Consider the following 12,374-nt stretch of genomic DNA (forward strand, 5'->3'; position numbering starts at 1 on the left):
CCGCGGTGCCCTTCGGGGGACCGCGGCCGTACTGTTGTGTACGTAGTCGGTTCGTACGTAGCCGGTTGTTGGACGGATGACGGAGAGCGGAAGCCCCATGGTGCAGATCAAGACCCCCGAGCAGATCGCGAAGATGCGTGAGGCGGGCCTTGTCGTCGCCGCGATTCACGCCGCGACCCGTGAGGCCGCGGTGCCCGGCGCCACCACGAAGGATCTCGACGACGTCGCCCGCAAGGTGATCGCCGAGCACGGCGCGAAGTCCAACTTCCTGGGGTACGGCGGCTTCCCCGCGACGATCTGCACCTCGGTCAATGAGGTCGTCGTGCACGGCATCCCGGACGACAAGACCGTCCTCAAGGACGGCGACATCATCTCCATCGACGCCGGCGCGATCGTCGACGGCTGGCACGGTGACGCCGCCTACACCGCCTTCGTGGGCACCGGTCACGCCCCGGAGCTGATCGAGCTCTCCCGGGTGACCGAGGAGTCGATGTGGGCCGGCATCGCGGCCATGAAGCAGGGCAACCGGCTCGTCGACGTCTCGCGTGCCATCGAGACGTACATCCGCCGCCAGCCGAAGCCGGGCGGCGGGAAGTACGGGATCGTCGAGGACTACGGCGGGCACGGCATCGGCACCGAGATGCACATGGACCCCCACCTCCTGAACTACGTCGAGCGCCGCCGCGGCAAGGGCCCCAAGTTGGTCCCCGGCTTCTGCCTGGCCATCGAGCCCATGGTCTCCCTCGGCACGCCCCGCACGGAGGTCCTGGAGGACGACTGGACCGTCATCACGACGGACGGCACGTGGTCCTCGCACTGGGAGCACTCGGTCGCCCTCACGGAGGCGGGCCCGCTCGTCCTGACGGCCCCGGACTGCGGACGCGAGCGCCTCGCGGCGTACGGGGTGACCCCGGCCCCGGACCCGCTGGGCTGAGGGGTCCGGCTGCGCCGGGGCGAGAGCCGTGGTTCTCGCGGGGCGGCGCCGTGGGCTGTGCCCACCCGTGCCGCCCTGCGGCACGCCTGCCCACAGCAGTGCGGCACCACTGGGCGCGTCTGCCCATAGGAGTGCGGTGCGACATGCGGCGCTGGTGGGCCGGCCGGTTGCTTAACGATCTACGGCATGGGGCAGACTTTCTCGATTCGTCTTTCCGAGTGCACTGACGTAGACTGACGCGTCGGCTCTCGTGCATCCGTGTGTCTGCATACGGAGCATGTAGTCGATCAAGGTAGTCGATTCGAAGGGCGAAGCGTGGCCAAGAAGCAAGGTGCCATCGAGATCGAAGGCACTGTCGTCGAGTCTCTTCCGAACGCCATGTTCAAGGTGGAGCTCCAGAACGGCCACCAGGTCCTGGCACACATCAGCGGCAAGATGCGCATGCACTACATCCGCATCCTCCCTGACGACCGGGTCGTGGTGGAGCTGTCTCCGTACGACCTGACGCGTGGCCGGATCGTCTACCGGTACAAGTAGATCTTGCCCGCATCCCGCTCACGCGGGGTGGTGGCACTGACCCGGAGAACCTCACCCAATGAAGGTCAAGCCGAGCGTCAAGAAGATCTGCGACAAGTGCAGGGTGATCCGCCGTCACGGCCGGGTCATGATCATCTGCGACAACCCGCGCCACAAGCAGCGCCAGGGCTGACGCACGACTGCAGTTCGCAGATTTTCGCGCGACGCAAGTAAGTAGATACGCAGCACCCGTCCCTCTTCAGTTCCATTCAGGTAATGGAGGGCGACACCCCCGGTCGGAGGCCGGGGACCCAGTAGGTACCTCGTACGGCCGCTGGGAGTGGTTCTGCTGAAGACCTCCGAAGAATCAACAGGAGCCATGAATGGCACGCGTTGAAGGCGTTGACCTCCCGCGCGAAAAGCGCATCGAGGTCGCCCTCACCTACGTGTTCGGCATCGGCCGCACGCTGGCCCAGCAGACGCTGGACGCCACCGAGGTGGACCGCAACACCCGCGTTCGCGACCTGACCGAGGAAGACCTCGTCAAGATCCGCGAGTACGTGGACGCCAACATCAAGACCGAGGGTGACCTGCGTCGCGAGATCCAGGCCGACATCCGTCGCAAGGTCGAGATCGGCTGCTACCAGGGTCTGCGCCACCGTCGTGGCCTGCCCGTCCGCGGTCAGCGCACCAGCACGAACGCCCGCACCCGCAAGGGCCCGCGTCGCGCCATCGCCGGTAAGAAGAAGCCGGGCAAGAAGTAGTCCTCGCTCAGCGGTCTATCGACAGCTGACGCTGCAGGACCGACCACCTCCCGTAGGAGTTATAGATGCCCCCCAAGGGTCGTCAGGGCGCTGCCAAGAAGGTGCGCCGCAAGGAAAAGAAGAACGTTGCCCACGGGCACGCTCACATCAAGAGCACGTTCAACAACACGATCGTGTCCATCACGGACCCGACCGGCAACGTGATCTCGTGGGCCTCCGCCGGCCACGTCGGCTTCAAGGGCTCGCGCAAGTCCACGCCGTTCGCCGCGCAGATGGCCGCCGAGTCGGCTGCCCGTCGCGCGCAGGAGCACGGCATGCGCAAGGTCGACGTGTTCGTCAAGGGCCCGGGTTCCGGTCGCGAGACCGCCATCCGTTCGCTCCAGGCGACCGGCCTCGAGGTCGGCTCGATCCAGGACGTGACGCCCACGCCGCACAACGGCTGCCGTCCGCCCAAGCGCCGCCGCGTCTGACGCAGGCTGCTTGATCTGAGAGTGCGGGCGGTACGGCTCTTCGGAGGCGTGCCGCCCGTACCCTTGTAGTGATTTCAGGGCATCAAATAGTGGGTGCCCCTGACTGAAGGATTCCTTCATGCTTATTGCACAGCGCCCGTCGCTGACCGAAGAGGTCGTCGACGAGTTCCGCTCGCGGTTCGTCATCGAGCCGCTGGAGCCGGGCTTCGGCTACACCCTCGGCAACTCCCTCCGCCGGACCCTTCTCTCCTCGATCCCGGGTGCGGCGGTCACGTCGATCCGTATCGACGGTGTCCTGCACGAGTTCACCACCGTGCCGGGTGTCAAGGAAGACGTCACCGACCTCATCCTCAACATCAAGCAGCTGGTCGTCTCCTCGGAGCACGACGAGCCCGTCGTGATGTACCTGCGCAAGCAGGGCCCGGGTCTGGTCACCGCCGCCGACATCGCCCCGCCGGCCGGCGTCGAGGTGCACAACCCCGACCTCGTCCTCGCCACGCTCAACGGCAAGGGCAAGCTGGAGATGGAGCTGACCGTCGAGCGCGGCCGCGGCTACGTCTCCGCCGTCCAGAACAAGCAGGTCGGTCAGGAGATCGGGCGCATCCCGGTCGACTCGATCTACTCCCCGGTGCTCAAGGTCACGTACAAGGTCGAGGCGACCCGTGTCGAGCAGCGCACCGACTTCGACAAGCTGATCGTCGACGTCGAGACCAAGCAGGCCATGCGTCCGCGCGACGCCATGGCGTCGGCCGGCAAGACCCTGGTCGAGCTGTTCGGTCTGGCCCGCGAGCTCAACATCGACGCCGAGGGCATCGACATGGGCCCGTCCCCGACGGACGCCGCCCTCGCCGCCGACCTGGCGCTGCCGATCGAGGAGCTCGAGCTCACCGTCCGGTCGTACAACTGCCTCAAGCGTGAGGGCATCCACTCGGTGGGCGAGCTCGTGGCCCGCTCCGAGGCGGACCTGCTCGACATTCGCAACTTCGGTGCGAAGTCGATCGACGAGGTCAAGATGAAGCTCAACGGCATGGGTCTCGCGCTGAAGGACTCGCCTCCCGGGTTCGACCCGACCGCCGCCGCGGACGCCTTCGGTGCGGACGACGACGCGGACGCCGGCTTCGTTGAGACCGAGCAGTACTAAGAGCTCGGGACCAGCGGTTTGAATTTGGCTGCGGGATCGTTGTGGTTGATCGCGCAGTTCCCCGCGCCCCTATCGGGGCGCGGCCACTGACCCCGGTACCTGATACGGCCGGGGCAGACATCAAGGAGAAACACCATGCCGAAGCCCACCAAGGGTGCCCGTCTGGGCGGCAGCGCCGCGCACGAGAAGCTTCTGCTGGCGAACCTCGCCAAGCAGCTCTTCGAGCACGGCCGCATCACCACCACCGAGGCGAAGGCCCGTCGCCTGCGTCCGTACGCGGAGCGTCTGGTCACCAAGGCGAAGAAGGGTGACCTTCACAACCGCCGCCAGGTGCTGTCCGTCATCACCGACAAGAGCATCGTGCACACGCTCTTCACGGAGATCGGCCCGCGCTACGAGAACCGCCCGGGTGGCTACACCCGTATCACCAAGATCGGTAACCGCCGTGGCGACAACGCGCCCATGGCGATCATCGAGCTGGTGGAGGCCCTGACCGTGGCCCAGGAGGCCACCGGTGAGGCCGAGGCCGCCACCAAGCGCGCCGCCAAGGACGCCGAGGTTTCGGAGCCCAAGGTCGACACGACCAAGGGTGACGAGGCCGCCGAGGAGTCGAAGGACGCCTGAGGCTCTGCCTTGCTGTGAGCGGGTCCGCCCTTCGGGGCGGGCCCGCTTTCGCGTGTACCTGGTGCTGAGCTGGTGCTGAGAGGATTGTTGGTGTGAGCGATGAAGTAGAGCCCGGGTTCGTGCGGGTGCGGCTGGACCTTTCGTACGACGGGAAGGACTTCTCCGGCTGGGCCAAGCAGCGCCAGGGGCAGCGGACCGTCCAGGGGGAGATCGAGGCCGCGCTGCGGACCGTGACGCGGTCCCAGGAGACGTACGATCTGACGGTCGCGGGCCGGACCGACAGCGGGGTGCACGCGCGGGGGCAGGTGGCGCACGTGGACCTGCCCGAGGCCGTCTGGGACGAGCACCGCGACAAGCTGCTGCGGCGGCTCGCCGGGCGGCTGCCGCACGACGTGCGGGTGTGGAAGGTCGCCGAGGCGCCCGCCGGGTTCAACGCGCGCTTCTCCGCGGTGTGGCGGCGCTACGCCTACCGCGTCACCGACCACCCCGGCGGCGTCGACCCGCTGCTGCGCGGCCATGTGCTGTGGCACGACTGGGAGTTGGACCTCGACGCCATGAACGCCGCCGCCGAGCGGCTCATCGGCGAGCACGACTTCGCCGCCTACTGCAAGCGGCGTGAGGGTGCCACGACCATTCGTACGCTGCAGGAGCTGCGGTGGGAGCGGCGGGCCGACGGGATCCTCGAAGCGACCGTGCGGGCCGACGCGTTCTGCCACAACATGGTGCGCTCGCTCGTCGGCGCCATGCTGTTCGTGGGGGACGGGCACCGGCCCGTGGAGTGGCCGGGCAAGGTGCTCGCGGCCGGTGTGCGGGACTCCGCCGTGCATGTCGTGCGGCCGCACGGGCTCACCCTCGAAGAGGTCGGCTATCCCGCCGACGAGCTGCTCGCCGCGCGCAACAAGGAGGCGCGCAACAAGCGGACGCTGCCCGGGGCCGGGTGCTGCTGAGCCCCGGGCCGGGCGCTACTGCGGGGCATTGGCCGCGGCCGACGCCTGGGCCTCGCCCCGCTGGTTGATGCGGTGGAAGGCGAAGCGGGCCAGGTCGTCGCCGACGGCGTAGGCCTTGCGGTCCGACGTCGTCACGTTCTTGCCGCTGGTGTAGCCGGTGGTGGTGAAGTAGGCGTAGCGGCCGTAGGCGTTGTAGGTGCCGCGGCACACGCCCGTGCGGCAGAAGGAGGGCACGCCCTTGCCGGAGAGGGAGGTGACGAGGCCCTTCTTCACCTCGTCCTTGACCTTCGCCGCGTCGGACGCGGTGTCGAAGACGGCGACGCCGACCGTGACGGCGATGCCGTTCCTGATGTAGCTGGCGCGGATCAGGCGCGTGCAGTCGTGCTTGGCCAGGACGGAGCCGAGGGCGAGCTGGGTGACGGACGCGCAGTTGGCGGTGGAGTCGGTCGGGCCCTTCTTGTAGACGCGCTCGCCCGCTCGCAGGGACTTGCCGGGGAAGAGGCCCTCGGGGGTGAGCGGCGCCTTGTCCTTCTTGGCGCTGGAGATGAAGTCCTTGGGGTCCGGCGGGGGCGGCGGTGTGGTCGCCTCGAAGGTCGGTCCTGAGTCGGTGCTCGCGCCGGGGATGTCCGCGGCCGTCGGCAGTTCGCTCGCGGGTTTGTTCGACGCGGTGGTGTCGTCGCTGTTCGCGGAGACGACCGTGATGGCCACGGCGGCCGCGATGCCGATGGTGGCGAGCGCGCCGCCGCCGATCATCAGCCACTTCCGGCGGCGGGTGCGCGCCTCGGCGGCCTCGGCGAGCGCCGCCCAGTCGGGCGCGGGTCCGCCGCCGGGTCCGCCCGTTCCGCCCGGACCCCACTGAGGTCCCCCTTGCCCAAAGCTCATGGGGCGCATCTTAGACGTGCTTTCAGGGATGTTGAGCGGGGGTTGCGTGGGCTCTGAGCCCTAGCCTGAGGCGTATGGAAACGGGCAAAACGGCGGTTAGTGGGTGGTTGTTGCGGCCGGCCGAGTGGCACGTCCGGTGGGTGCTCGGGGTGGTCCTGGTCGCCGCGGTGGTCCGGGTGGGGCTGCGCGTGCCGGACGGCGGCATGGACAACGACATCGTGGTGCGGGCCGCCGAGGCGTGGCTCGACGGCCGCTCGCCCTACGCCGACCCGCACTTCCTCTATCTCCCCGGTGCCGTGCTCGCGGCGGTGCCGCAGGCGCTGCTGCCCGTGGACGTCGTGCGGTTCCTCGTGCCCGCGGGCGTGACCGCCGGGCTCGTCGTCGGGTGGGCGTGCGCCCTGCGCGTGCACGGGGTGCCGTGGCGCAGCCGGTTCGCGGCGTACGGCCTGCTCGGGCTCGCGCTCGGCTTCGCGCCCTTCGGGCACCTCGTCCAGCTCGGCAACTGGACGGTGGGCTCCGTCGCCGCGCTGCCGCTCGCCCTGCTGCTCGGCTGCCGCGGCCGGTGGGTCGCGGCCGGGCTCGTCATCGGCGCCGCCGTCGCCGTGAAGCCGCTGCTCGCGCCCGTCGTGCTGCTCTTCGTCCTGGCGCGCCGGTGGCGGGCGCTGGGGGCCGCGGTGGGCGTGCCCGTCCTGGTGTCGGCGGCCGCGGCGCTCGTCATGCCGGACCCCGCCGGGTTCTTCACGCGGACGCTGCCCTTCCTGCTGCGGGGGGAGGACTCCTTCGTACGTCTCTATGAGGCGTCGCCGTCCGCGGTGCTCGCGCGGGTCGGGGTGCCGCAGACGGGCGCCACGCTGCTGGCCCTGTGTGCGGCGACGGCCGGGGTGTGGTGTGCCTGGCGGCGGTGGCGTCGGGGGGACGAGGGGCCGGCGAGGACCGTGGAATGCGCCGTGATGCTGATGCTGTCGGCCTTCCTCGTCTCCCGTCCCTCGTACGACCACTACCTCCTCGTCGTGGTCCCGCTGCTGCTCGCGGGGGTGCTGACGCCGGGGGCGGTGGCGCGGAGCCCGTGGTTCTGGGTGGCGCTGGTGCCGCAGGTGCCGGGTTTCGCGTGGCCGTGGCTCGAACCGGGGACGCGGCGGGCCTTCAAGGACGCGGTCACGTTGTGCCTGCTCGCGGGCGCGGCCGGGTGGGCGTGCGCGTCGGGGGCGTGGGCGTGCGCGGCGGGGGCGCTGTGCGGTCGGTGCGGGGTGGGGCGGGCGGGCCGTTACCCTGATGAGTGCAGACCTGTCCGTGGTGTGTGAGTCGCCGGTGCCGGTCTTCAGAGCCGCGTTTTGACCGGTACGGGGCGGCACGGGTACTCTCGGGGATTGATACGTATTGGTGTCCTCGATCTCACGCGAAAGGGCCCTTACGTAGGTTCCCTGGAGCAGTTACCAGTGGCTCGCATACGGGCAGCGTCCCCGGCATTGTGAGCCCCAGCTGCATGATCGCTTCCTGGGTGCCGTGTGTCTGGACCCCATCCACTGAAGAAGCGAAGGCTACTAAGTGCGTACGTACAGCCCCAAGCCCGGCGATGTGACCCGCCAGTGGCACGTCATCGACGCCCGGGACATCGTCCTCGGTCGTCTGGCGACCACCGCTGCCACCCTCCTGCGTGGCAAGCACAAGCCGATCTACGCCCCCCACGTTGACACCGGTGACTTCGTCATCATCATCAACGCGGAGAAGGTGCACCTCTCCGGCAACAAGAAGACCCAGAAGATGGCGTACCGCCACTCCGGCTACCCGGGTGGTCTGCGTTCCGTCCGTTACGACGAGCTGCTCGAGAAGAGCCCCGAGAAGGCTGTCGAGAAGGCCGTCAAGGGCATGCTCCCCAAGAACACCCTGGGCCGTCAGATGCTCTCGAAGCTGAAGGTCTACGCGGGCGACCAGCACCCGCACGGCGCTCAGCAGCCGGTCCCGTTCGAGATCACCCAGGTCGCGCAGTAGTTCCGGCCACCCCCAAAGACGTAAAGAAATCTGAGGAGAATCGTGGCCGAGACCACCGTTGAGCAGCCGGTCGAAGAGACCGAGGGTGTCGACGTAGAGCAGTACACCACCGAGTCCGAGGCGCCCGTCGAGGGCGAGTACACCTCGGAGTCGAACGCCGCGCGCTTCGGCGACCCCCAGCCGGCCGCCGGCCTGGGCCGTCGCAAGAACGCCATCGCCCGCGTCCGGATCGTCCCGGGCACCGGCAAGTGGAAGGTCAACGGGCGCACGCTCGAGGACTACTTCCCGAACAAGGTCCACCAGCAGGAAGTCAACGAGCCCTTCAAGGTGCTCGAGCTCGACGGCCGCTACGACGTCATCGCCCGCATCTCGGGTGGCGGCGTCTCCGGTCAGGCCGGTGCGCTCCGTCTCGGTGTCGCCCGTGCGCTGAACGAGGCCGACGTCGAGAACAACCGCGGCGCCCTCAAGAAGGCCGGTTACCTCAAGCGTGACGACCGTGCGGTCGAGCGCAAGAAGGCAGGTCTCAAGAAGGCCCGCAAGGCCCCGCAGTACAGCAAGCGCTAATCGCTGCCTGCTCGTACTTCTCGTTCGCCCCGGCGGCACTCACCGTGCTGCCGGGGCGTTCGTCTATTCAGGAACCCCTGAGGCAATTCGTTTTTCTGGAACGTTCGGAGGACAGCAGTGGGACGACTCTTCGGCACGGACGGCGTGCGCGGTGTCGCCAACGCGGATCTGACGGCCGAGCTCGCGCTCGGACTCTCCGTGGCGGCGGCGCACGTACTGGCCGAGGCGGGCACCTTTGAAGGCCATCGCCCGGTGGCGGTGGTCGGGCGTGACCCGCGCGCGTCCGGGGAGTTCCTGGAGGCCGCCGTGGTCGCGGGCCTCGCGAGCGCGGGTGTGGACGTCCTGCGCGTCGGTGTGCTGCCCACCCCCGCGGTGGCGCATCTCACCGGTGCGCTGGGCGCCGACCTCGGCGTGATGCTCTCCGCCAGCCACAACGCCATGCCGGACAACGGCATCAAGTTCTTCGCCCGCGGCGGCCACAAGCTCGCCGACGAGCTGGAGGACCGCATCGAGGCCGAGTACGACCAGCAGTTCGTGAGCCGCACCGGCACCCCCCGGCAGCGGCCCACCGGCGCTGCCGTCGGCCGCGTGAAGGCGTACGACCAGGGACTCGACCAGTACGTCGCCCACCTCATCGGCGTCCTCCCCAACCGCCTCGACGGACTGAAGATCGTCCTCGACGAGGCGCACGGCGCCGCCGCCCGCGTCTCGCCCGAGGCCTTCGCCCGCGCCGGCGCCGAGGTCATCACGATCGGCGCCCAGCCCGACGGCCTGAACATCAACGACGGGTGCGGGTCCACGCACCTCGACCTGCTCAAGGCCGCCGTCGTCGAGCACAAGGCCGACTTCGGCGTCGCGCACGACGGGGACGCCGACCGGTGCCTCGCCGTGGACCACACCGGTGCCGAGGTCGACGGCGACCAGATCCTCGCCGTGCTGGCCCTCGCCATGCGGGAGCACGGCACGCTGCGTCACGACACCGTTGTCGCCACGGTCATGTCCAACCTCGGCTTCAAGCTCGCCATGGAGGGCCAGGGGCTCTCCCTGGTGCAGACCGCCGTCGGCGACCGGTATGTCCTGGAGGCGATGAAGGAGCACGGCTTCGCCCTCGGCGGCGAGCAGTCCGGGCACGTCATCGTCCTGGACCACGCCACGACCGGCGACGGCACGCTGACCGGGCTGCTGCTCGCGGCCCGGGTCGCCGAGACGGGACGGTCCCTCGCGGACCTCGCGAGCGTCATGGAGCGGCTCCCGCAGGTCCTGATCAACGTGCCGGACGTCGACAAGTCGCGCGTGAAGACCTCCGCGGAGCTGTCCGCCGCCGTCACCGAGGCCGAGCGCGAGCTGGGCTCCACGGGCCGGGTGCTGCTGCGCCCCTCCGGGACCGAGCCGCTGGTGCGGGTCATGGTCGAGGCCGCCGACATCGAGCAGGCCCGGTCCGTCGCGGGACGGCTCGCCGACGTGGTGAAGTCGGCGCTGGGCTAGGAGCGCGGTGATTTCGCGGTGCGCTCGCGCTGTGCGGCCCAGAGGAGTTTCTGGATCAGCAGCGTGAGCGTGCCGGCGAGGACGATGCCGAGCAGGTTCAGGAGAAGCTGCTCGGTGGAGCCCCAGGCCTGCTTGTACTCGGAGTAGCTGAAGGCGACCGCCGCGTTCGCCGCCGCGGGGACCGTCGTCACGGAGATCGCCACGCCGACCAGGGCGCCCGACTTCGCCGAGGTGAGCGAGAGCATGCCCGCCGACCCCGCGAGGACCGCGACGACGAACGAGAACCAGTCGGGGCGGTAGATGAAGTTGGTGTTCGGGCGCTCCGACTCCAGCGCGTCGTGCGTGAACAGGTCCAGCGCGTCCATGAAGTAGCTGAACCCCACCGTCACCACCATCGCCGCCGCGAAGCCCACGAGCAGGGCGACCAGGGAGCGCAGGGCGAGGCGGGGCGTGCGCTGGGCCACGGCCGTGCAGACCCCGGCCAGCGGGCCGAACTCCGGGCCCACCGCCATCGCGCCCACGATCAGGATGGCGTTGTCGAGGACCACGCCGCAGGCCGCGATCATCGTGGCGAGCGTGATGAACGTGACGTACGTGGCCGAGAGCGTCGACTCCTCGTGGGTCGCGTCGGCCAGCTGCTCCCAGAGAACCGCGTCGGCCGCCTCGCCCGGCGCGTCGTCCTCCGCCCGGTCCGCGCGCCTGGAGAGCGACAGGTCGATGTTCTCGACGGCGATCGACCCCGACTCGTCGATGCCGAGCGCGCGCAGGCCGCCGATCAGCTCGTCGCCCGCCTCGCGGGCCACGTCGCACATGACGACGTCGCCCGCCGGGTTGCGGGCTGCGCCCGTGAGCACCGCGAGGTGGGTGGTGCCGACCGTTCGCTCGATCAGGTGGACCACGTCGTCGGTTCTGTCCGGGGGTGTGATCAGGCGCAGGTGCAGCATGTGCGCAGGTTAGCGGGGCTTTTCAGAGCTTGCGCAGGCTCAGGCGCTGGACCTTGTGGTCCGGGCCCTTGCGGACGACGAGCGTGGCGCGGCTGCGGGTCGGGGCCACGTTCTCGACGAGGTTCAGCTTGTTGATGGTGCGCCAGGTCGTGCGGGCGTAGTCGAGGGCTTCCTCCTCCGACACCTGGGTGTACTTGCGGAAGTATGAGGACGGGTCCTGGAACGCCGTCTGGCGCAGCTTCTTGAAGCGGTTCAGGTACCAGCGCTCGATGTCGTCGGCGCGGGCGTCGACGTACACGCTGAAGTCGAAGTAGTCCGCGAGGCCCACGCGGGTGCGGCCGTCCTTGCCGGGGAGGGCGGGCTGCAGGACGTTCAGGCCCTCGACGATGAGGATGTCGGGGCGGCGGACCGTGAGGCGCCGGTCCGGCACGATGTCGTAGATCAGGTGCGAGTAGACGGGCGCCGTGACCTCGTCCTTGCCGGCCTTGATGTCCGCGACGAAACGGGTGAGGGCGCGGCGGTCGTACGACTCCGGGAAGCCCTTGCGCGACATCAGGCCGCGGGCCTCCAGCTCCTTGGTGGGCAGCAGGAAGCCGTCCGTCGTGACCCGCTCCACGCGGGGGTGTTCCGGCCAGCGGGAGAGCAGGGCCTGGAGGAGGCGGGCGACGGTGGACTTGCCGACCGCGACGGAGCCGGCGACCCCTATGACGAAGGGGGTGCCGGACTGGGACCCCTTCTCGCCGAGGAACGTGTTGAGGGCGCCGCGCAGGCCGTCCGTCGCGCCCACGTAGAGGTTCAGGAGGCGGGAGAGCGGGAGGTAGATGTCACGGACCTCGTCCAGGTCGATGACGTCGCCGAGGCCGCGGAGCCGTTCCAGCTCCTCCGCGGTGAGGGGGAGGGGCGTCTTCTCGCGAAGCGCGCTCCACTCGGTGCGGGTGAGGTCGAGGTAGGGAGTCGCCTCCGGCCTGTGCCGGTGGGCGCTCCGCGGTGCCGTCGGGGGCACAGAGACCGAAGAGATCACGGTCCATTGTTACGGCTGGTTGAACGGGATGGGGTGGTGGGTGGGGGGTGGGGTACGTCACCCGGGCCGCGCCGGGGGGCCGGGGAGCTGTGT

At 69.5% G+C, this 12,374-nt stretch carries 15 protein-coding genes; 12 read left to right on the plus strand and 3 right to left on the minus strand.

What is annotated here, in order from left to right; genetic code table 11:
* The first annotated feature begins 97 nt into the window (after nt 1-97).
* The 8 genes from map (at nt 98) to truA (ending at nt 5,396) form a co-directional block, all read left to right on the plus strand.
* Nucleotides 98-934, plus strand: coding sequence for a type I methionyl aminopeptidase (map, locus tag ACH4D5_RS09220; RefSeq protein ID WP_398300208.1), 837 nt, complete (start codon nt 98-100; stop codon nt 932-934).
* A 315-nt stretch (nt 935-1,249) separates the two neighbouring features.
* Nucleotides 1,250-1,471, plus strand: a complete 222-nt coding sequence (gene infA, locus ACH4D5_RS09225; RefSeq protein WP_003948620.1) for a translation initiation factor IF-1 — start codon at nt 1,250-1,252, stop codon at nt 1,469-1,471.
* Nucleotides 1,472-1,529: 58 nt separating this feature from the next.
* Nucleotides 1,530-1,643 carry a 50S ribosomal protein L36 gene (gene rpmJ / locus ACH4D5_RS09230; RefSeq protein WP_003948619.1) on the plus strand — a complete coding sequence of 38 codons (114 nt, stop codon included), beginning with the start codon at nt 1,530-1,532 and terminating at the stop codon, nt 1,641-1,643.
* A 190-nt stretch (nt 1,644-1,833) separates the two neighbouring features.
* Entirely contained in the window at nt 1,834-2,214 is a 381-nt protein-coding gene (gene rpsM, locus ACH4D5_RS09235) for a 30S ribosomal protein S13 (protein WP_030782528.1), read from the plus strand.
* Between the two features lie 65 nt (nt 2,215-2,279).
* Nucleotides 2,280-2,684 carry a 30S ribosomal protein S11 gene (gene rpsK / locus ACH4D5_RS09240; RefSeq protein ID WP_003948617.1) on the plus strand — a complete coding sequence of 135 codons (405 nt, stop codon included), beginning with the start codon at nt 2,280-2,282 and terminating at the stop codon, nt 2,682-2,684.
* Nucleotides 2,685-2,802: 118 nt separating this feature from the next.
* On the plus strand, nt 2,803-3,825 hold the full coding sequence (locus ACH4D5_RS09245) for a DNA-directed RNA polymerase subunit alpha (RefSeq protein ID WP_016645160.1): 1,023 nt from the start codon (nt 2,803-2,805) through the stop codon (nt 3,823-3,825).
* A gap of 135 nt (nt 3,826-3,960) precedes the next feature.
* Nucleotides 3,961-4,449: a 50S ribosomal protein L17 gene (rplQ, locus tag ACH4D5_RS09250; RefSeq protein WP_398300211.1), complete on the plus strand. Its 489-nt coding sequence runs from the start codon at nt 3,961-3,963 to the stop codon at nt 4,447-4,449.
* A 92-nt stretch (nt 4,450-4,541) separates the two neighbouring features.
* Nucleotides 4,542-5,396 carry a tRNA pseudouridine(38-40) synthase TruA gene (truA, locus tag ACH4D5_RS09255; protein WP_398300213.1) on the plus strand — a complete coding sequence of 285 codons (855 nt, stop codon included), beginning with the start codon at nt 4,542-4,544 and terminating at the stop codon, nt 5,394-5,396.
* 15 nt (nt 5,397-5,411) lie between these two features.
* Here the strand turns inward: truA and ACH4D5_RS09260 are convergent, their stop codons facing one another.
* Complete coding sequence (locus tag ACH4D5_RS09260) at nt 5,412-6,278, minus strand: hypothetical protein (protein ID WP_398300215.1); 867 nt, start codon at nt 6,276-6,278, stop codon at nt 5,412-5,414.
* 74 nt (nt 6,279-6,352) lie between these two features.
* Here ACH4D5_RS09260 and ACH4D5_RS09265 point away from each other — a divergent pair, with 74 nt between their 5' ends.
* The 4 genes from ACH4D5_RS09265 to glmM all read left to right on the plus strand — a co-directional run bounded on the left by ACH4D5_RS09265 (nt 6,353) and on the right by glmM (nt 10,316).
* Complete coding sequence (locus ACH4D5_RS09265; RefSeq protein ID WP_398300217.1) at nt 6,353-7,579, plus strand: glycosyltransferase family 87 protein; 1,227 nt, start codon at nt 6,353-6,355, stop codon at nt 7,577-7,579.
* Nucleotides 7,580-7,823: 244 nt separating this feature from the next.
* Nucleotides 7,824-8,267 (plus strand): 50S ribosomal protein L13, encoded by a 444-nt coding sequence (rplM, locus tag ACH4D5_RS09270; protein WP_030782512.1) that lies wholly within the window; start codon nt 7,824-7,826, stop codon nt 8,265-8,267.
* A gap of 42 nt (nt 8,268-8,309) precedes the next feature.
* Nucleotides 8,310-8,831 (plus strand): 30S ribosomal protein S9, encoded by a 522-nt coding sequence (rpsI, locus tag ACH4D5_RS09275; protein ID WP_150185750.1) that lies wholly within the window; start codon nt 8,310-8,312, stop codon nt 8,829-8,831.
* Between the two features lie 117 nt (nt 8,832-8,948).
* Nucleotides 8,949-10,316 (plus strand): phosphoglucosamine mutase, encoded by a 1,368-nt coding sequence (gene glmM, locus ACH4D5_RS09280; RefSeq protein ID WP_398300219.1) that lies wholly within the window; start codon nt 8,949-8,951, stop codon nt 10,314-10,316.
* Here the strand turns inward: glmM and ACH4D5_RS09285 are convergent.
* Both ACH4D5_RS09285 and coaA read right to left on the minus strand, forming a co-directional pair.
* Nucleotides 10,313-11,260: a DUF389 domain-containing protein gene (locus tag ACH4D5_RS09285; protein ID WP_398300221.1), complete on the minus strand. Its 948-nt coding sequence runs from the start codon at nt 11,258-11,260 to the stop codon at nt 10,313-10,315. The two genes, glmM and ACH4D5_RS09285, sit on opposite strands and share 4 nt — an antisense overlap.
* A 22-nt stretch (nt 11,261-11,282) precedes the next feature.
* Nucleotides 11,283-12,281, minus strand: a complete 999-nt coding sequence (gene coaA, locus ACH4D5_RS09290) for a type I pantothenate kinase (protein ID WP_398300223.1) — start codon at nt 12,279-12,281, stop codon at nt 11,283-11,285.
* Nucleotides 12,282-12,374: the final 93 nt, after the last annotated feature.

The organism is Streptomyces sp. NPDC018029 (assembly GCF_044327655.1).
Lineage (GTDB): Bacteria > Actinomycetota > Actinomycetes > Streptomycetales > Streptomycetaceae > Streptomyces.